This window comes from Paraglaciecola sp. L1A13 (assembly GCF_009796745.1).
GTDB lineage: Bacteria > Pseudomonadota > Gammaproteobacteria > Enterobacterales > Alteromonadaceae > Paraglaciecola.
This window is the reverse complement of record NZ_CP047024.1, coordinates 3,654,515-3,670,595: the sequence shown is the minus strand read 5'-3', so window position 1 is coordinate 3,670,595 and position 16,081 is coordinate 3,654,515. Positions and strand designations below refer to the sequence as shown.

Here is a 16,081-nt window from a genome sequence, read left to right as displayed (position 1 = left end):
GGTTCCACTATTCTGAATGATTCTTTACTATAACCATTCCCAATGGGACTAAATAAAGGGTAAAATATAAAGTTAGTCGCGAAAAAAAGACATGTGGCATTTAAAACGCCCTTGAGACCCTTGAAATGACGTTTAGGCATTATTTTTGCTTTTGCTGCTAGGATCAAGAGTTTGTCATAATTGGGCGGTAAGATTTGCCCGAAATTACAGTTAAGGAATATTTCTTCAATGAAAGTTACAGTATTTGGAATTGGTTATGTAGGTTTGGTACAAGCAGCAGTCATGGCTGAAGTGGGCCACGATGTTGTTTGTGTAGATGTGGATCAAAATAAAGTCGACAAACTTAAACAGGGACACATACCAATTTTTGAACCTGGTTTGACTCCTTTAGTTAAAAGTAATTACGAAGCAGGACGTGTAGATTTTACTATCGATGCGGCGCGCGGCGTTGCGCATGGCGAAGTTATTTTTATTGCAGTGGGTACGCCCCCAGATGAAGATGGTTCTGCTGACTTAAAATATGTGCTTTCAGTAGCCAATACTGTTGCAGAGCATATGGACTGCCACAAAATTATCATTAATAAGTCGACAGTGCCTGTTGGTACTGCTGACAAAGTGAGTGCAAAGGTTTCTGCAACACTTGCGTCACTTAGTAAAGATCTCACATTCGATGTGGTATCTAACCCTGAATTCTTAAAAGAAGGGGCTGCGGTAAACGATTGCATGCGCCCAGACCGTATCATCATTGGTACCGACAGCGAACTCGCTGAGAAGACATTACGCGAGTTATATTCACCCTTTAACCGTAACCATGACAAAATTATCATCATGGATATTCGTAGCGCAGAGCTAACTAAATATGCTGCTAACTGTATGTTAGCGACAAAAATTAGCTTTATGAACGAAATGGCTAACTTGGCTGAGCTCATGGGTGCCGATATTGAAAATGTGCGCCGTGGTATTGGTTCTGATCCACGTATTGGTTATCAATTTATCTACCCTGGTTGTGGGTACGGTGGTTCATGTTTCCCTAAAGACGTACAAGCCCTTGTTCGCAGCGCTACAGGCGTTGGGTACAGTGCGAAGGTTCTTGAAGCGGTTGAGGCGGTTAACTACGCTCAGAAAGAGAAATTATTCGAATACATCACGCGTCACTTCGGTGATGATCTGAAAGGCAAAACAGTGGCAATTTGGGGGCTTTCATTTAAACCCAATACCGATGACATGCGTGAAGCATCGAGCCGTGTTTTGATGGAAAATTTATGGAAAGCTGGCGCGAAAGTGAAAGCTTATGATCCTGAAGCGATGGAAGAAACCCAACGTATTTATGGTAGCCGTGATGATTTAAGTTTGGTTGGCACCAAAGAAGCTGCCCTTGATGGTGCTGACTTTTTGGTGATCTGTACTGAATGGCAGGCGTTCCGTGCCCCTGATTTTGAATTAATCAAAGAAAAACTTTCAACTCCATTAATCTTTGATGGTCGTAATTTATTTGAACCCAACATGATGTTGGAACATGGCTTGCATTACTATGCAATAGGTCGTGGATTATCAGTAAAAGGACAATAAAATGAGTCAAGTAAAAAAAGCCGTTATCCCTGTTGCAGGGTTAGGAACACGTATGTTGCCAGCAACCAAAGCAATTCCAAAAGAAATGCTGCCAGTTGTTGATAAACCGCTTATTCAATACGTGGTTTCTGAATGTGTTAACGCGGGAATAAAAGAAATCATATTGGTTACCCATGCGAGTAAAAACAGCATCGAAAACCATTTTGATACTAGCTTTGAGCTTGAAGCAACGTTAGAAAAACGAGTTAAACGTCAGTTACTTGAAGCTGTACAAGCTATTTGCCCAAAAGACGTGACGATTATGCACGTGCGTCAGGGTGTGGCGAAAGGTTTAGGGCACGCGGTATTGTGTGCACGCCCCATGGTAGGGGACGCGCCATTTGCAGTCGTACTGCCTGATGTCATCATAGATGAGGGTACCTGTAATCCGAAGAAGGATAACCTAGCCGCTATGGTCGCTAAGTTTAACACTAGCCAGGTTAGCCAAATCATGGTGGAAAGTGTTCCCGAAGACGATATAAGTAAATATGGCATCGTAGATTTAGACGGTGTATCACTTACACCAGGCGAATCTGCCAAAATGCATGGCATGGTTGAAAAACCAAATCTTGCTGACGCACCGTCAGATTTAGCGGTTGTAGGTCGTTATGTATTGTCTGAGAAAGTATGGGACTTACTAGCGAAGACCGTTCCAGGCGCTGGTGATGAAATTCAACTTACTGATGCTATCGATTCTCTGATGCATACAGAGCAGGTTGATGCATATTACATGAAAGGCAAAAGCCATGACTGTGGTAGCAAACTTGGTTACATGAAAGCGAATGTTGAATTCGCCATGCGTCATCCAGAATTAGGCACTGAATTTACAGAATTTTTACACACAATGGTGAAATAAATTCTGCTTAAGTAAAGAAAAGCCGCGTAATGTTTACCATCACGCGGCTTTTTTGTGCCTTATTATCAATAAAACGTTATTTGACCTGAACGTGGTCTGCTAATTTTGCCACCATTTTTTTGCCGATCCCTTTAACGTTAGTGAGATCGTTCACGCTGGTAAACTTACCACTTTTGTTACGATACGTGATGATAGCATCTGCTTTTTTCTTACCTATACCTGGCAATGTGACTAACTGCTCGGCTGTAGCCGTATTCAGATTGATTTTTTGCGACTTCATTTGAGACACACTGCTTTTGTCTACTTTAGCTTCAGCAGCAACATTGCCGACAAATCCCGCTAATAAAACACCTGCAAAAAATAGGGTAGTGATAAACTTTTTCATAGTGAATTTCCTTGTCTTTTTGATCCATTTCGGTGCAAATGCACAAAAGTAAGACTAGTCGTGCTTTTAAATTTGGTAAAGAAAAGTTACATTATTTAAAACTGAAGCAAAAAAAAGTGGCCTCAATGGGCCACTTTTAAAACTTTAAAACTTTAAAACTTTAAAACTTTATTTTATAGACGTTCTAACATGGCTTGAGTAAAGTCACTTGTACCGTGTTCGCCGCCTAGATCACGGGTTGTTCTATCACCAGTTTCGATAACTTGCTTCAAGGCATAACGGATTTTTTCAGCCTTTTCACTCATATTTAAGTATTCAAGCATTTGGATTGAGGCCAAAATAACAGAGGTAGGGTTGGCTAAGTTTTTACCCGCAATATCAGGCGCTGAGCCGTGAACGGCTTCGAAAATTGCACAGTCTTCACCAATATTAGCGCCTGGTGCCATACCCAAACCGCCAACTAAACCAGCACACAGATCAGATAAAATATCACCGAATAGGTTAGTCGTAACGATTACGTCAAACTGGTGTGGGTTCATCACTAATTGCATACAGCAGTTGTCTACAATCATTTCGGTAGATTCGATTTGTGGGTAAAGCTGAGCTATTTCACGAGCCACTTTAAGAAATAAACCCGAAGTCGACTTAAGAATATTGGCTTTATGTACTGCGGTAACTTTTTTGCGACCGTCACGAATAGCCATTTCATATGCATAAGTCAGAATGCGTTCGCAACCACTGCGGGTGATTTTGCTCATCGCTTCTGCTTCAGTGCCATCTTCAGACACCACTTGGCCTAAACCTGAATACATACCTTCAGTATTTTCACGAACAGTGACGATATCAATATCTTCGTAACGTGCTTTAGTGCCTTTAAATGATAATACTGGACGTAAGTTAGCGTAGAGCTGGAATTTTTTACGCAAGCTAACGTTAATCGACGTGAAACCTTCACCTACTGGTGTTGTAAGAGGGCCTTTTAACGTCACTTTATTCTTTGCAATTAAGTCTAAGGTTTCTTGAGGTAACAGTTCGCCGTGGTTTTCAAGTGCAACTAAACCTGCATCAGCGAAGTCGTAATCAAAATCGCAGCCTACCTTATCTAAAATCTGTAGTGCCGAATCAATGATATCCGGACCAATACCGTCTCCGCGAATTACTGTAATGCGTTGTTTAGTCATAAACCATTCCTTAATGTTGATGTAGACGAATGAACGTCAAATAATGCCTGTCAGTTGTTGCTATAGGTCGATAAGCCTATATTTTTAGGGCGCGATTTATATCATAAATTGGGGATAAAAGCCAGTTGCCATGCGCTATAACACGTTATTATACGGGCGAAAATGTGTGGCAAACGGAAAAGGCATCTTGTGCTATTCGTTTTAATTCTTGTTCTTTCACACCGAGTACCGTCGCTGCACTTTGCCAATAAGCTTGGGTTTGCACGCAACGCTGTGATTCGACAAAATACAGTTCTCTGGTGATGATTAAACTTATTCCCAATAGAGCGGCTAGTTTTACTGAAATACCATGTTTCTGGCCTTTTAAATAATGCGGATCATGATAGTTGCTTAGGGCTACAATTTCATGACGAGGTTGATGCCATGCTTCGGCTAACGATAATGAATGATCGCGTAGTTGCTCCGAATTAACGCAACTTATTAATGAACGTATGTCATAGAAGCATGACGTCGGACGTTGCCATTTTAATTGGATTTTTAATTGGGGATGAGTAAATAAGCCAACGCAAGCAAAATGCGACAAGGTACACGCTTGTTCAGGGATACCAATATCTGCAACCTTGGCTAAGCTGGCTGCGATATGGCCGCGAAGCTGAGCAAAGTTAACGAAGTGCTTCTGCAAGGGAAAGTAATGTTGATTCAAACGACTAAGCAGTGCTTGCTGCATAATGATACTTCCAGAACGATCTAATCCGTGCATCATTAAGCCGTGTTGTATATCTTTCATGGGCAATTTTTGACGGCTACTCTGTGACGCTGTTCGTTGTAAATGCTGAGCAAATGCAGGTTCTTGTGCTATGGCTTTACTCAACGCTTTTATATCTTGAACGGGTTTATTGAGTTCTCCCTGGATCACAATTAACGTGGCTGGTGGGCGGCTCATTTTGTAACTCGGCGTAAATGCAGATACCGTCTTTAGCTGATTTTCATGTTTAAACTCTTGCCAATTATCTCCCCACAAATTATTAAGTTTATTGAATTGCTTATACTTTTGAGCGGGATAAACTTGTTTAACGCGAGATAGGGGTACTAAAAAGTGCGATGTATATGCCGATTGTTGCTGTGCTGTACTTTGTGGAAAGCAGGCAATACCGCGGTCAAAGATGCCAATCACTATCCCAAGAGAATTGTCATCTAGCATGACGTATGCCCCTGGTGGGGTGATACTGGGATATCCTATAAGCGGTTCTAATAGCGTTGCCGCGGTGTTAGGTGATTGTTGAACTAATTGGCGCAATGCGACTTGAAAGCTCATTTTTTTCGTTTGTGTCGCGCCATGCATCATGAGCGAAAATCGTGCCGCTAACGCGACGCAGATAACATCTTTACTTGCACCGAGTAAGCTAAACAAATGTTGTTTTAGATCTTTTTGCAACCACTGAATTTGCCGATATCCCTGCAACCATACCGCTTGTTGGTATTGCGTTAAAATTCGGCAAAACGGTTTATTGAGAGTGCCTATAGACGTTATGAGATTTGGTTGTGTCTCGTCGTTTTGAGGTTTATCAAAATAGGTTTGGTTAAAAGCAAATAGGCTGATAGCCGCGCACATAAGTTGCTGGGTCGTGGTCTCATTAAATCGGTTACGTGCGCAAATTAGTGCGGTTATTAAGCATGTGCTAAAGATAAGCTGGTAGCTAAAGGGTACAGATGTTTTGTGAAGATGTATTTGCGCAAACGTCAGATTGGGATGTTGTTTGGCCAACAGCAGTATGGTATTGCTAAAATCCAAGGTTTGCTGAACGAGTTCATTCGTTGGCTCGGGGAGACGATAAAGCGCAAGAAGTTTATGTAGGCTCTGATATTGCTGTTTGATTAAACTTTCAGGCACAGAGCAGACAAACCTTATTGGGTTAAGTAATCTTGATAAGCACTGTCGCCCCAAGCAATGAGTTCGTCATTTTTTAATAACAATGCAGTGCATTCATCCTGAGTAGTGATACCGTCTGATTTGACATGCTGCGTGCGGAAGAACATCACTTGGAATGTATTCTCGGCTGTTTTTTTCGCTTCACTAATATCAGGACCACCAAGAAGTTCTAATATTTGTTGTTTACTTTGACCTAATTCGAGTTTGGCGACTTGGACTTTGTTGTATTCTTCACGATCTTTCCAATCCATATCCTGGGCATTATCAGGGTAAAACAGCAGCACTGCGGCTACAAATACGCCATAAAGGGCTACGCCGATACCGATTCGAGTCACTATTTTTTTATTCATTAGTCGTTATTTCTGTGGTTTAAATTAGTCGTAAGTTTGAGCGTAATTTTTGTCTTTATACTTAAAAATACCACGCTCAAACTCATTTTATTACATTATTTCGTAACAAGGCACATATTCACTGCCTGGTAATTTCATGCGTTGTTGCACAACAAAAGACTGAAGCAACTCGTCCATTAATGCCATCAGCTCGCTGTCTCCATTTAACTGAAAAGGTCCTTTTTCACGGATAAGCTTAACGCCCTCGGCCTTTACATTTCCCGTTACAATCCCCGAGAAAGCTTTACGAAGGTTTGCAGCTAGCTCTGCTTTTGGTTGGTCAAAGTGCAGATTTAACTTTGCCATGCTGTCGTGAGTTGGCAAGAATGGTACTTGAAATTCAGGCTCAATCGTCAGTGACCAATTGAAATCAAAAGAGTCACCTTTCGCTTTACGATAGGCCCTTACGTCAGTACGTTTATTGTTGATGGTTTGGGCGACTAATTTAGGGTCGTCTACAATAATTTGATAGAGCGACTGTGCTTCAGCTCCTAACGTGGCGCCAATGAACTTATCAATCGCGGTAAAATAGCCTTCGCACACTTTGGGGCCAGTGAGAATAATGGGTAGGACTTGTTCTTTGTTTTGCTCATTGAGCAGTAAACCAAGCAGGTAGAGCAATTCTTCAGCTGTACCGGCACCGCCAGGGAATACAATTATGGCATGGGACATACGCACAAATGCTTCGAGGCGTTTCTCTATATCCGGCATGATAACGAGTTCGTTTACAATGGCATTTGGCGGCTCAGCAGCGATAATGCTTGGTTCGGTTATCCCTAAGTATCGTCGCTTGTCGTAACGTTGTTTAGCATGGCCTATGGTTGCGCCTTTCATTGGGCCTTTCATGGCTCCGGGCCCACACCCTGTGCAAATATTTAGCTCCCGTAGGCCTAATTGATAACCGACTTCCTTAGTGTACTGATATTCTGTTTCGCCAATAGAATGACCGCCCCAACAGACAACTAAGTTTAATTCAGCCGTATTTTTAAGGGTTTGCGCGTTACGCATCATATCGAACACTTTATGGGTAATATAAGCGGACTGGGCTACGCCTGGGAATTCACAGCCGTTGAAGCTTTCACCCATATGAAGTAGGTCTCTGAGCACCGAAAACAAGTGTTCTTGCACACCTCTAATTAATTTTTCGTCTACAAATGCGATCTCTGGTGGATTAATCAATTCTATTTTAACACCACGTTCTCGACTGATTAAGCGGACGTCGAATTTCTCATTCTTATCAAATAAGTCTTCGCAGTTGTCGGTCTCAGCGCCGCTATTTAAAACGGCTAAACAACAACTTCGAAATAAATGATATAGCTGGCTGTCAGCTGAATGATTGAGTTTATCTACTTCTAATTTGGATAACTGGCTCATGGCCCCTATAGGGTTTAACTGAATACTGTTCATTGATTTCCTTAAATTGATAACACAGTCGACACATGCTTAAACACGATAAATTTCCATCGATAATTTATTGTCGGGCTAAACGTCGCTCTGGATAAATACTCTCGAAATTGCTTCTAAATGGATTAATGTCTAATCCACCCCGCCGAGTGTATCGAGCATAAACGGTTAGTTTTTGTGGTTGGCAAAAACGCATAATGTCGCTAAATATACGCTCAACGCATTGTTCGTGAAATTCATTATGTTGGCGAAAAGATATTAAGTAACGTAATAAATTTTCAGAGTCAATTTGATGGCCGTGATAACGGATCATTACACTGCCCCAATCCGGTTGGTTGGTAATCAAACAATTGGACTTAAGCAGATGGCTACAAAGGGTTTCTTGCACTTCAATTTTATTAGCTGTCAGAATCGAAGGTTGTAAATCATAGTTGTTGATGCTGATGTCCAAGTCGTCAATGCATTGGGCGTCCAAAGTACCAAGTTGTAGGCTGGGGAATTCATTTCTAGCAAATAACTGCACGTTGACGGGTAAACCAGCGCATGCAGACAAGTCTTTACTGATCATTTTCTGCACATGACTAATGGATTCAACTTTACTTTGGTTAAAGCTATTCAAATACAGTTTAAAAGACTTCGACTCAATTAAATTGATCGAATTACAAGGGACTTCGCAGCGCAGAATGGCAACTTGCGGTTTTCCTCGTAGATTTAACCAAGATAATTCATAGCCATTCCAGCGATCGACACCATCAAAAGGTAACGCATCACCGAAATTAAGTTCTTGGCGATTTAAGCTACGAGGGACACCTTGCAGTAATTCAGGGCTGTAAAATTCTTTATACTGAGTGGGCTTACCTAACGTTAAGGTACTTAAAATATCAGAGGGAAGCGTTTTATCTTGCATGGAAAATACCTCAGGTGATGAATAGGTTAGCTATATTTTACATTAGGTTAGCTGCATTTTATCAGAAGATTACTCTAATTTAATGCTACATTACCTCGCATTTATAACTAAGCAAGAGCGCACATTATGCCTTTAACGGTAAATCAAGCGTTAGACGAATTTATACAGCGCTTTATACGTTTCTCAAAGACTCATCCTGAAGTGACGACTATGGAATATGATGCTGATTGGCCATCAGTATGTTACCGAACGGGTACTGATGAAACGTCAGGAAATCTCATCTCATGGGAACCGGTTTTACGTGATCAAATTACTGACTTTTCGGAATTATCTGCTGCCTTAGAATTGACGCTTCATCCTGATGTAGCCATGTTTTATACCCGTTACTGGAGTGATAATATATTTGCGCAACACCCAAGCGGTCCGCTACAAATCCTGCAGGCTTGGAACGAGGATGATTTATCTCGATTACAGCAGAATATTATTGGTCATATTTTAATGAAGCGTCGATTACGTCAACCAGAAACAATTTTTATTGCCTTGACAGATCAAGAGGATTTTATTTTAAGTGTGGATAATCAAACTGGGGCGGTCATGCTAGAACAAGTTGGTTTGCAACCAAAGGAGCAAGTTTCATCTAATCTAGCTACCTTTCTAAGTGAAATAGAACCAACCCTACCGCATTTTTAACGATTATTTTGCGGCTGAGCTGAGTATGGCTTTTAACTGTTGGTTAAGATGGTGGACTTGCTTTTCAAGTTTGATGACCCGCTTTTCCAACGAGTCAGTTGGCTCTTGCTCCTGTTCAGGTATTTCACTCGTTTTGATGATTTGCTCAGGTTGCGCTTTCCAACTTTGAATACCTTTAATGGCCTCGGGAATAGACACGTTTCCGCCGGCGCGGCTCCTGACTAATCCTACACTGGGCTTTTTGCCTTCTTTTACCAATGTTTGGCATACAGAAATGAGATCTGATAGACGATTATTCATTGTTTAGTCAATTCCGCGAAAATTTAGTTGTAAAGACTATTACACCTCAATAAATTTTATTTGTAAATGTAAAATATTCTTTTAAATCATATAGATAAATAGTTGGCCTTTTTATTGTATACATGGATGTATGTGAATATTGCAAACCGCTATTTTCGCTTAAACCTAAAAATAATATAAAGGGAGTTGAATATGAAGCCAAGATTACTTGTCGGTGCATTAGGGTTATCGTTGTTATTATCTGGATGTGTAATTTCAGTAGATGGGGACGGGTACGACGGCTATCACTCTGACTGGCAAAAACAAGAAAAAGACAACCGCAAAGAAGTCGCACAGCTTCAACCCAATTTGACGGCTGGGCAAATTATGGAGCGGATGGGCATTGCTGATTTTAGTGAGTTAGTGAAAAAAGGTGATGATCAATTTCATGTGTTGTATTACCGCACTCAGCGTAAAGACGATGATGGCGTAACGACTAAAGATGAATGTACGCCGTTAGTGTTGAAAAACGACAAGCTTATTGGTTGGGGAGATTCGGCTTTAAGTATGCTAAACCAGTAAAAAAATTGATAACATCATGCTCTACCAGAGCATGATGTTATTCTCGTTAAACTTCAGTTTAACGAATTCGGGTGTTTAATTGATCGATCAACTCTGCCCATTCTGCGTCTTCTAGTAATGCATTTCTAATAAATTCAGCTTGAGATTTTGTCCAAAATTCTGCGTCCTCTATATGTACGCCTTGGCGCAATCCCTTGTGCTCGTCAATGAAAGCTACAATATCACGTTCTTGACCACCCAGACCCAGTTGTTCGAAAAGGTCGCTCATTGTTGTGTGATAATTTTCCATTGAATACTCCCGATATTTTAATGGTTTATGATTGACTTATATGTCGTTTTACAAAATATTAACATGTATTATGAATATATTATGTGAATTTAAACCTCCTAGGAGAGAGCAGCATGCCATTATCTCAAACCATTGTCGCCCCTGATATGGATAACATAAAAGCGGTATATTTAGCCGCGGATGATTTAAAGATAGCCGCGTCCATTTTATATCAGGCTTATCATGACGATCCTTTGTTTATGGATATTTTTCAGTTTAACAAAGAAGGCTATGAATCACGCCTACGCTCGGCTATCCGAGAAGAGTTGAACGCTTTTTGGCAAGCAAGACAACCAATGATTGGTTTGTTTGATGATAGTCGCTTGCTGGCTGTTGCGTGTTTAATAGGGCCCGATGCCGAGTTTGGCCCTAGTCGCTTCTGGCATTGGCGGCTGAAAATGTTATTAACCGCTGGCTATTTTGGCACCAAGCAAATGGTTGATAAAGAACTCAAAGTGCGAGAGCACATCCCTGCTGAGCGTTATCACATGCTGTCTTTTATTGGGGTTCATCCTGATTATCAGCATTATGGGTTAGGGCATATATTGATGAATGCTATTGATAGCGTAATGAAAGAGGATGCCGGTAGTGAAGGGATTGGTGTTTATGTGACACTGCCTAAATGCCTATCTTTCTTTGAGGATGGTCGATATAAGATGCTTGAAGCGCTAGAAACTGGGCATATCACAGGTCATTTAATGTTTTGTGAGCGTCAATAGACGTTAATTTTGTCATATTCATTTACATAAAAAGGAAATCGTAAATGAACTTTTCGCATGACTGCCTAATTTAGTTACCTAGGCTGAATTTTATTTGTAGGCTATCTCCCTACAACCTTGTACGAGATCTCGTACAAGGTTGTAGGACAAAGTCATTTTATCCCGTCCGTTTTCTCTCTATTAATAAAGCAAGTTGTTGTAAACAAACAACATAGCGCTATTTATTAGACTTTTGTCTAATGAATGTATCTCAAGTGTCACAAAAGCATGTCGAAAATATTTTTGATTGTTATATAGTTTGTCCTGTCACAAGGAAACACGATGAGTCAGGACGACACAAGGAAGACTTAGGACAGGCTCAAGAAGAGCAACACGGTTTAATGATTAAGCCGTAACAAGGATTAACAGGATAGGCTCAGTACGAGCAACCCATTTGGAAATGGGCAAAAGGAAAAGGACACACTCAGGATGAGTGCCCATTCTGGACGAATGAAACAAGGATGACAAGGAGACTTCTGGAAGAAGTCGCTCAATATTGAGCACAAGGAAATGGACATACTCAGGACGAGTTGCTTAAACGGAATTGGGCGCATTGGAAGCAAATAGGACGGCGGTCGGGAAGACGGCATTCACTTTGGAAAGTGACGAACAAGGAAAAGGAACCACTTAGGATGAGTGTATCATTCAGGATGAATGATAGAAGGACGATACAAGGAGACTTACGGACCAAGTCGCTCAATATTGAGCACAAGGAAATGGACATACTCAGGACGAGTTGCTTAAACGGAATTGGGCGCATTGGAAGCAAATAGGACGGCGGTCGGGAAGACGGCATTCACTTTGGAAAGTGACGAACAAGGAAATGGACCCACTTAGGATAAGTGCAGCATTCTGGATGAATGACAGAAGGATAAGACACGGATTGTGTGAGTTAGCTGTTGCGAGGGAGCGCGCAGAAGGACCTTCAGCTTTTTATGCAAAGCCACGGCCTGAATTAGTTCAGGCCGTGGCTTTGCTGTTTGTGAGGTAAATGATTTTTACCAATACAAGTTTTAAATTTGGCCTTTAAGGTTAGTTTGCCTAATCGGCTCGGTAAGCGGGTGTTTCTACCTGCAAAATATGCTGACCAGCCATGGTTAGTGTGCCTTGATAACTGTTTTCTCCATTCCCCGAAAACTCGAAAATAAAACAGCTTTGCCAATCCAGCTTGCCAAGATAACTGCCGATCCGTGTCTTGTGCCGTGCCACACTAATAAGTTGTAAACCATGTTTCTCGCAATATTGTTGTAAATGCTGGTTAGCTTTTTCAGTGATAGCACGCATGCGCCAAAATTGAAAAATGACTAATAGAATAATGAAAAATAGTGTTAAATCGAATAAATTCATTGCTGCTGCCCACTGAATAGATGTCCGATTACTTGCGTTAAGGCAGGGGATCTATCCGGCCAGCGGATCACAGCAAGCATTTGCGAGCGTATATCCGGTAGTTGAACCAAATCACTATATAAACTGGCACATAATTCGGTATCGATCACAGCAAGTTGATTGATGTATTGTCTAAGAGTGTCTTCGTTGCTCAATAACGGCCAGTGTCGTGCTGCGATTAACAACATGATATCTGCATTTGAACCGTATTCTGAATCAAGCACACGTTGAATGAAGTGCTGAACCACCGTTTTAGCCACACTTTGGCTCAGGGCGCGTAAAGTCCATTGCACGGTCAATGAGTTATTAAAGTCTTGTTCGGCCCAATTGACTAAATGTTGGCTTAAATGTTTGTCAATGGCATGATTCTCTAGTGACGACAATAGCGCTTGTTGTACTTGAGGGGCCACAGTCGGCAAATGGTCAATGATGAGTTGGGCTGCATCTTTGCGGCGTACGCTGGCCGCTAGATCGGCAATGCCTTGTAAAGCGACTTCTTGCCAGTTATGCATTTGTGGCTGAGTAAAATAACGCAGTGCCTCTGAATAATATTCACTAGGAGGTAAATTAAGGGCAGTTCGACTAATACTGTTGAAGTCAGCTAATTGTTGCTGATTGGGCACAAAAGTATACGGATTCTCTGGCAAACGCCCTTGTGCTTCTTTGTTACGCTCTAACTGGGCTCCGAGGGCATCGGTAATTATCTGTAAAAAGTGATCTCGGGTAGCCGTCATCACTAAGCCTTTTTCATCTAAGGGCAACTTAACGAACCAAATGTAATGTTCGCGACTTAATTGACGGCTATAAAAAATAATGCCAAACCAAGCGTGTTGTTGACGAGGGTAAGGCGCCGCAATACTGGCGTTCTCGATATCTAAAAACGTTTGGCTATCGATATTACGAATGGTTCTGCCCATATCAAATACCCGATATTCTGTTCCCGCATGGAGAAGAAATTCACTGATGGAGCTGATTTGATTCATGTTTACCTATAAACTGCCGCGAAATATGCGGAAATACCCTGAATGTGGTGAACTAACACCCAATTTGAGAAGAATAAATATGTACCAAAGCATGCCATGTAGCGACCCAGAAGTCCAAATACAGCGCTTATTAAATCGTTTAGAATCGGCGCTAAAGACCACTCAACACTGGTCGTTAACGCCCCCTTCATTATGGGCGATGCAAAGCGATGCTCCCTTCGCCTGTGATCGAATGGATTTTGCGCAATGGCTACAGTTTATATTTATTCCCAAGTTCACTGAAATGCTCAAATTCCAGCGGCCTTTGCCAACCAGCATGGCTCTATTGCCTATGGCTGAAGAATGGTACAAAGGATTACAAAAAAGTGAACCTGTGCGTATTCATGTGCTTGTAGTCATAACACAAATTGACGATTTATTTAGTGATAAGCTTTTATGATGTTGAAAATTCTGTACCAAGATGACTATGTGGTCGCTATACATAAACCTGCTGGTTTGTTGGTGCATCGAAGTATGATTGACCGCCATGAAACACAGTTTGCTATGCAAATGTTACGCGATCAAATCGGTCAGCACGTATTTCCGGTACATCGTTTGGATAGGCCTACTTCTGGCGTACTTATTTTTGCTTTATCGTCGGACGTGGCTCGATTACTCGGGGAGCAATTTGCTGGGCATGATATCGCTAAAACGTATTTCGCAATTGTTCGAGGGCATATCAAGGAGCCGGGAACTATTGATTACGCCCTCAAGGAAAAACTTGATAAAATAGCTGATAAACGCGCCAAGCAAGACAAAGACGCGCAAGAAGCACAAACGGAATACGTGCCATTGCAGCATTTTGAATTACCATTTGCCGTAAGTCGTTATCCATCAGCTCGCTACACGCTTGTTCGGCTGCATCCTAAAACAGGCCGCAAGCATCAACTGCGCAGGCACATGTGCCATATCAATCACCCCATACTAGGTGATACCACGCATGGTGACGGCAAACATAATAAATTTGTTCGTGAGCAATTTGAATTTAATCGTTTGGCGCTAACCTGCCAGCAGATGACTATTAAGCATCCAATTAGCCATGAAAAGTTGATAATAGTGAATGATTTTGACCCAAGGATGTCTACCCTTATGTCACAATGGGGTTGGCAGTTGCCGGCAACTGAAGGATTAGATTTAGCGTTTAATAATGCGTAAACTAGTTTTGTTTTAGTAATGGAAGAGCAGAGTATGAGTAAAGTAGGTATTTTTGTTGGTTCGGTCTACGGTAACGCCCAACATGTGGCTGAGCAAGTGCAGGAGCTGCTCACCAGTAAGCAATTAGTTAGTGAGATTTATGACGACCCGAGCGTAGATGATTTTAAACGTTGCGATAGTTATATTTTTGTTTCTTCCTCGACGGGGCAGGGAGACATACCACCTAATTTGGAATTTTTTGTTTCTGATTTAAAAGATATGTTTCCGTTAATGGATCAAAAACCATTTGCCGTTATCGGGTTAGGAGACAGCAGTTATTGTGATTCATATTGCGGCGCAGGTGAGCAATTACAAGCCTTGTTACTTGAGTTACAGGGTAAGCCGGTTGCCGATATGTTGAAAATTGACGCTTGTGAAACCTTAGAGCCTGAAAAAGAAGCACTCGAATGGATTGAATCTCTGGTTGGCGAATTTGCCTAATCAGTGATTCTTTATAAAGAATAAAAAACGGCGTGATATTCATGATATCACGCCGTTTTTATTTGCACGCTCACAATTTACTGTGCAGGAATTTCAGGCACAAAAAAAGCGCCTAAGCGCTTTTTGACAATAAACCTTCTGAACAAATATTAAGCTAAGGCTTTAATCTGTGCAGACAAACGGCTCTTATGACGAGCAGCTTTATTTTTATGGATTAAACCTTTAGTTGCCATACGGTCAATTAGAGGTGTTGCAGCTGCTAGTGCAGCTTGAGCAGATGCTTTGTCGCCAGAAGCGATTGCAGCAAGTACTTTCTTCAAAGATGTACGTGTCATAGAACGACGGCTAGCGTTGTGCTGGCGGCGTCTTTCTGATTGTAGTGCACGTTTCTTAGCAGACTTAATGTTAGCCAAGTGGAACTCCCAAAAAATTCTAGTCAAAATTCAAGGGTGCGGATTTTGCCTATCAGACCTGCGTTTGTCAAATGCTTTCGCGTATTTATTGCGCAAAGAGCATTTACATTATCAGGGTATCGTAATGCTGGATCTGAATTGACTTCACAATCAGCGAAATGGGCGACGTTTAATAGGCATTCGCACCTGCCAGTGCATAGTCTACCTGAGTTCGCCCACAGAGCGAAGACTGAATGCGGTAAGATTGCAAATTAACTGAGTTACTTGTCTTTTAGACTTTGTAAATATCATATGCTGCAAAGCTGTAATTGTTTTTTGTTTGAGTGCT

General features: G+C 41.5%; 19 protein-coding genes. 8 read left to right on the top strand and 11 right to left on the bottom strand.

Going from position 1 to position 16,081, the window contains the following annotated elements; genetic code table 11:
• Positions 1-228 precede the first annotated feature (228 nt).
• Together GQR89_RS15565 and galU are read left to right on the top strand one after the other, a co-directional pair.
• Positions 229-1,569: a UDP-glucose/GDP-mannose dehydrogenase family protein gene (locus GQR89_RS15565; protein WP_158770886.1), complete on the top strand. Its 1,341-nt coding sequence runs from the start codon at positions 229-231 to the stop codon at positions 1,567-1,569.
• Between the two features lies 1 nt (position 1,570).
• The gene (gene galU, locus GQR89_RS15560; protein WP_158770885.1) at positions 1,571-2,464 is read left to right on the top strand and encodes a UTP--glucose-1-phosphate uridylyltransferase GalU; all 894 of its coding nucleotides are present in this window, start codon (positions 1,571-1,573) and stop codon (positions 2,462-2,464) included.
• 76 nt (positions 2,465-2,540) lie between these two features.
• Here the strand turns inward: galU and GQR89_RS15555 are convergent, their stop codons facing one another.
• From GQR89_RS15555 to queF, 6 genes are all read right to left on the bottom strand, one after another.
• Positions 2,541-2,849, bottom strand: coding sequence for a helix-hairpin-helix domain-containing protein (locus tag GQR89_RS15555; RefSeq protein WP_158770884.1), 309 nt, complete (start codon positions 2,847-2,849; stop codon positions 2,541-2,543).
• A gap of 173 nt (positions 2,850-3,022) precedes the next feature.
• The gene (locus tag GQR89_RS15550) at positions 3,023-4,030 is read right to left on the bottom strand and encodes an isocitrate dehydrogenase (RefSeq protein WP_158770883.1); all 1,008 of its coding nucleotides are present in this window, start codon (positions 4,028-4,030) and stop codon (positions 3,023-3,025) included.
• Between the two features lie 148 nt (positions 4,031-4,178).
• Positions 4,179-5,921: a histidine kinase gene (locus GQR89_RS15545; RefSeq protein WP_158770882.1), complete on the bottom strand. Its 1,743-nt coding sequence runs from the start codon at positions 5,919-5,921 to the stop codon at positions 4,179-4,181.
• A gap of 14 nt (positions 5,922-5,935) precedes the next feature.
• Entirely contained in the window at positions 5,936-6,310 is a 375-nt protein-coding gene (locus GQR89_RS15540; protein WP_158770881.1) for a DUF3192 domain-containing protein, read from the bottom strand.
• A gap of 90 nt (positions 6,311-6,400) precedes the next feature.
• Positions 6,401-7,756, bottom strand: a complete 1,356-nt coding sequence (ppnN, locus tag GQR89_RS15535) for a nucleotide 5'-monophosphate nucleosidase PpnN (RefSeq protein WP_158770880.1) — start codon at positions 7,754-7,756, stop codon at positions 6,401-6,403.
• A 64-nt stretch (positions 7,757-7,820) separates the two neighbouring features.
• The gene (gene queF / locus GQR89_RS15530; protein ID WP_158770879.1) at positions 7,821-8,660 is read right to left on the bottom strand and encodes an NADPH-dependent 7-cyano-7-deazaguanine reductase QueF; all 840 of its coding nucleotides are present in this window, start codon (positions 8,658-8,660) and stop codon (positions 7,821-7,823) included.
• A gap of 126 nt (positions 8,661-8,786) precedes the next feature.
• Between queF and syd the strand changes: the two genes are divergently transcribed.
• Positions 8,787-9,350, top strand: a complete 564-nt coding sequence (gene syd / locus GQR89_RS15525) for a SecY-interacting protein (RefSeq protein WP_158770878.1) — start codon at positions 8,787-8,789, stop codon at positions 9,348-9,350.
• Positions 9,351-9,353: 3 nt separating this feature from the next.
• On the opposite strand, the gene GQR89_RS15520 is transcribed toward syd, so the two are convergent.
• Positions 9,354-9,650 carry a hypothetical protein gene (locus GQR89_RS15520; RefSeq protein ID WP_158770877.1) on the bottom strand — a complete coding sequence of 99 codons (297 nt, stop codon included), beginning with the start codon at positions 9,648-9,650 and terminating at the stop codon, positions 9,354-9,356.
• Between the two features lie 192 nt (positions 9,651-9,842).
• Between GQR89_RS15520 and GQR89_RS15515 the strand changes: the two genes are divergently transcribed.
• Positions 9,843-10,211 (top strand): DUF3192 domain-containing protein, encoded by a 369-nt coding sequence (locus GQR89_RS15515; protein WP_158770876.1) that lies wholly within the window; start codon positions 9,843-9,845, stop codon positions 10,209-10,211.
• A gap of 58 nt (positions 10,212-10,269) precedes the next feature.
• On the opposite strand, the gene GQR89_RS15510 is transcribed toward GQR89_RS15515, so the two are convergent.
• Complete coding sequence (locus GQR89_RS15510) at positions 10,270-10,500, bottom strand: DUF2789 family protein (protein WP_158770875.1); 231 nt, start codon at positions 10,498-10,500, stop codon at positions 10,270-10,272.
• 113 nt (positions 10,501-10,613) lie between these two features.
• On the opposite strand from GQR89_RS15510, the gene GQR89_RS15505 reads away from it, so the two are divergent.
• Positions 10,614-11,258, top strand: a complete 645-nt coding sequence (locus GQR89_RS15505; protein WP_158770874.1) for a GNAT family N-acetyltransferase — start codon at positions 10,614-10,616, stop codon at positions 11,256-11,258.
• Positions 11,259-12,338: 1,080 nt separating this feature from the next.
• On the opposite strand, the gene GQR89_RS15500 is transcribed toward GQR89_RS15505, so the two are convergent.
• Both GQR89_RS15500 and GQR89_RS15495 read right to left on the bottom strand, forming a co-directional pair.
• The gene (locus tag GQR89_RS15500) at positions 12,339-12,644 is read right to left on the bottom strand and encodes a DUF3301 domain-containing protein (protein WP_158770873.1); all 306 of its coding nucleotides are present in this window, start codon (positions 12,642-12,644) and stop codon (positions 12,339-12,341) included.
• Positions 12,641-13,666 (bottom strand): DUF3549 family protein, encoded by a 1,026-nt coding sequence (locus GQR89_RS15495; protein ID WP_158770872.1) that lies wholly within the window; start codon positions 13,664-13,666, stop codon positions 12,641-12,643. The genes GQR89_RS15500 and GQR89_RS15495 overlap by 4 nt, the downstream gene beginning before the upstream one ends.
• Positions 13,667-13,745: 79 nt before the next feature.
• Here GQR89_RS15495 and GQR89_RS15490 point away from each other — a divergent pair, with 79 nt between their 5' ends.
• The 3 genes from GQR89_RS15490 to GQR89_RS15480 are packed head-to-tail and all read left to right on the top strand — an operon-like array spanning position 13,746 to position 15,340.
• On the top strand, positions 13,746-14,105 hold the full coding sequence (locus tag GQR89_RS15490) for a YqcC family protein (protein WP_158770871.1): 360 nt from the start codon (positions 13,746-13,748) through the stop codon (positions 14,103-14,105).
• Entirely contained in the window at positions 14,102-14,860 is a 759-nt protein-coding gene (gene truC / locus GQR89_RS15485) for a tRNA pseudouridine(65) synthase TruC (RefSeq protein ID WP_158770870.1), read from the top strand. The genes GQR89_RS15490 and truC overlap by 4 nt, the downstream gene beginning before the upstream one ends.
• Positions 14,861-14,893: 33 nt before the next feature.
• Positions 14,894-15,340: a flavodoxin domain-containing protein gene (locus GQR89_RS15480; protein ID WP_158770869.1), complete on the top strand. Its 447-nt coding sequence runs from the start codon at positions 14,894-14,896 to the stop codon at positions 15,338-15,340.
• Positions 15,341-15,489: 149 nt separating this feature from the next.
• On the opposite strand, the gene rpsT is transcribed toward GQR89_RS15480, so the two are convergent.
• Complete coding sequence (rpsT, locus tag GQR89_RS15475) at positions 15,490-15,753, bottom strand: 30S ribosomal protein S20 (RefSeq protein ID WP_040514677.1); 264 nt, start codon at positions 15,751-15,753, stop codon at positions 15,490-15,492.
• Between the last annotated feature and the right edge of the window lie 328 nt (positions 15,754-16,081).

Coding starts and splice junctions, on each gene's coding strand:
- truC (WP_158770870.1), top strand. CDS start 14,102: ATGATGTTGAAAATTCTGTACCAAGATGACTATGTGGTCGCTATACAT.
- GQR89_RS15515 (WP_158770876.1), top strand. CDS start 9,843: ATGAAGCCAAGATTACTTGTCGGTGCATTAGGGTTATCGTTGTTATTA.
- GQR89_RS15520 (WP_158770877.1), bottom strand. CDS start 9,650: ATGAATAATCGTCTATCAGATCTCATTTCTGTATGCCAAACATTGGTA.
- GQR89_RS15480 (WP_158770869.1), top strand. CDS start 14,894: ATGAGTAAAGTAGGTATTTTTGTTGGTTCGGTCTACGGTAACGCCCAA.
- ppnN (WP_158770880.1), bottom strand. CDS start 7,756: ATGAACAGTATTCAGTTAAACCCTATAGGGGCCATGAGCCAGTTATCC.
- galU (WP_158770885.1), top strand. CDS start 1,571: ATGAGTCAAGTAAAAAAAGCCGTTATCCCTGTTGCAGGGTTAGGAACA.
- GQR89_RS15505 (WP_158770874.1), top strand. CDS start 10,614: ATGCCATTATCTCAAACCATTGTCGCCCCTGATATGGATAACATAAAA.
- GQR89_RS15565 (WP_158770886.1), top strand. CDS start 229: ATGAAAGTTACAGTATTTGGAATTGGTTATGTAGGTTTGGTACAAGCA.
- syd (WP_158770878.1), top strand. CDS start 8,787: ATGCCTTTAACGGTAAATCAAGCGTTAGACGAATTTATACAGCGCTTT.
- GQR89_RS15550 (WP_158770883.1), bottom strand. CDS start 4,030: ATGACTAAACAACGCATTACAGTAATTCGCGGAGACGGTATTGGTCCG.
- GQR89_RS15500 (WP_158770873.1), bottom strand. CDS start 12,644: ATGAATTTATTCGATTTAACACTATTTTTCATTATTCTATTAGTCATT.
- GQR89_RS15540 (WP_158770881.1), bottom strand. CDS start 6,310: ATGAATAAAAAAATAGTGACTCGAATCGGTATCGGCGTAGCCCTTTAT.
- GQR89_RS15555 (WP_158770884.1), bottom strand. CDS start 2,849: ATGAAAAAGTTTATCACTACCCTATTTTTTGCAGGTGTTTTATTAGCG.
- GQR89_RS15490 (WP_158770871.1), top strand. CDS start 13,746: ATGTACCAAAGCATGCCATGTAGCGACCCAGAAGTCCAAATACAGCGC.
- GQR89_RS15510 (WP_158770875.1), bottom strand. CDS start 10,500: ATGGAAAATTATCACACAACAATGAGCGACCTTTTCGAACAACTGGGT.
- queF (WP_158770879.1), bottom strand. CDS start 8,660: ATGCAAGATAAAACGCTTCCCTCTGATATTTTAAGTACCTTAACGTTA.
- GQR89_RS15495 (WP_158770872.1), bottom strand. CDS start 13,666: ATGAATCAAATCAGCTCCATCAGTGAATTTCTTCTCCATGCGGGAACA.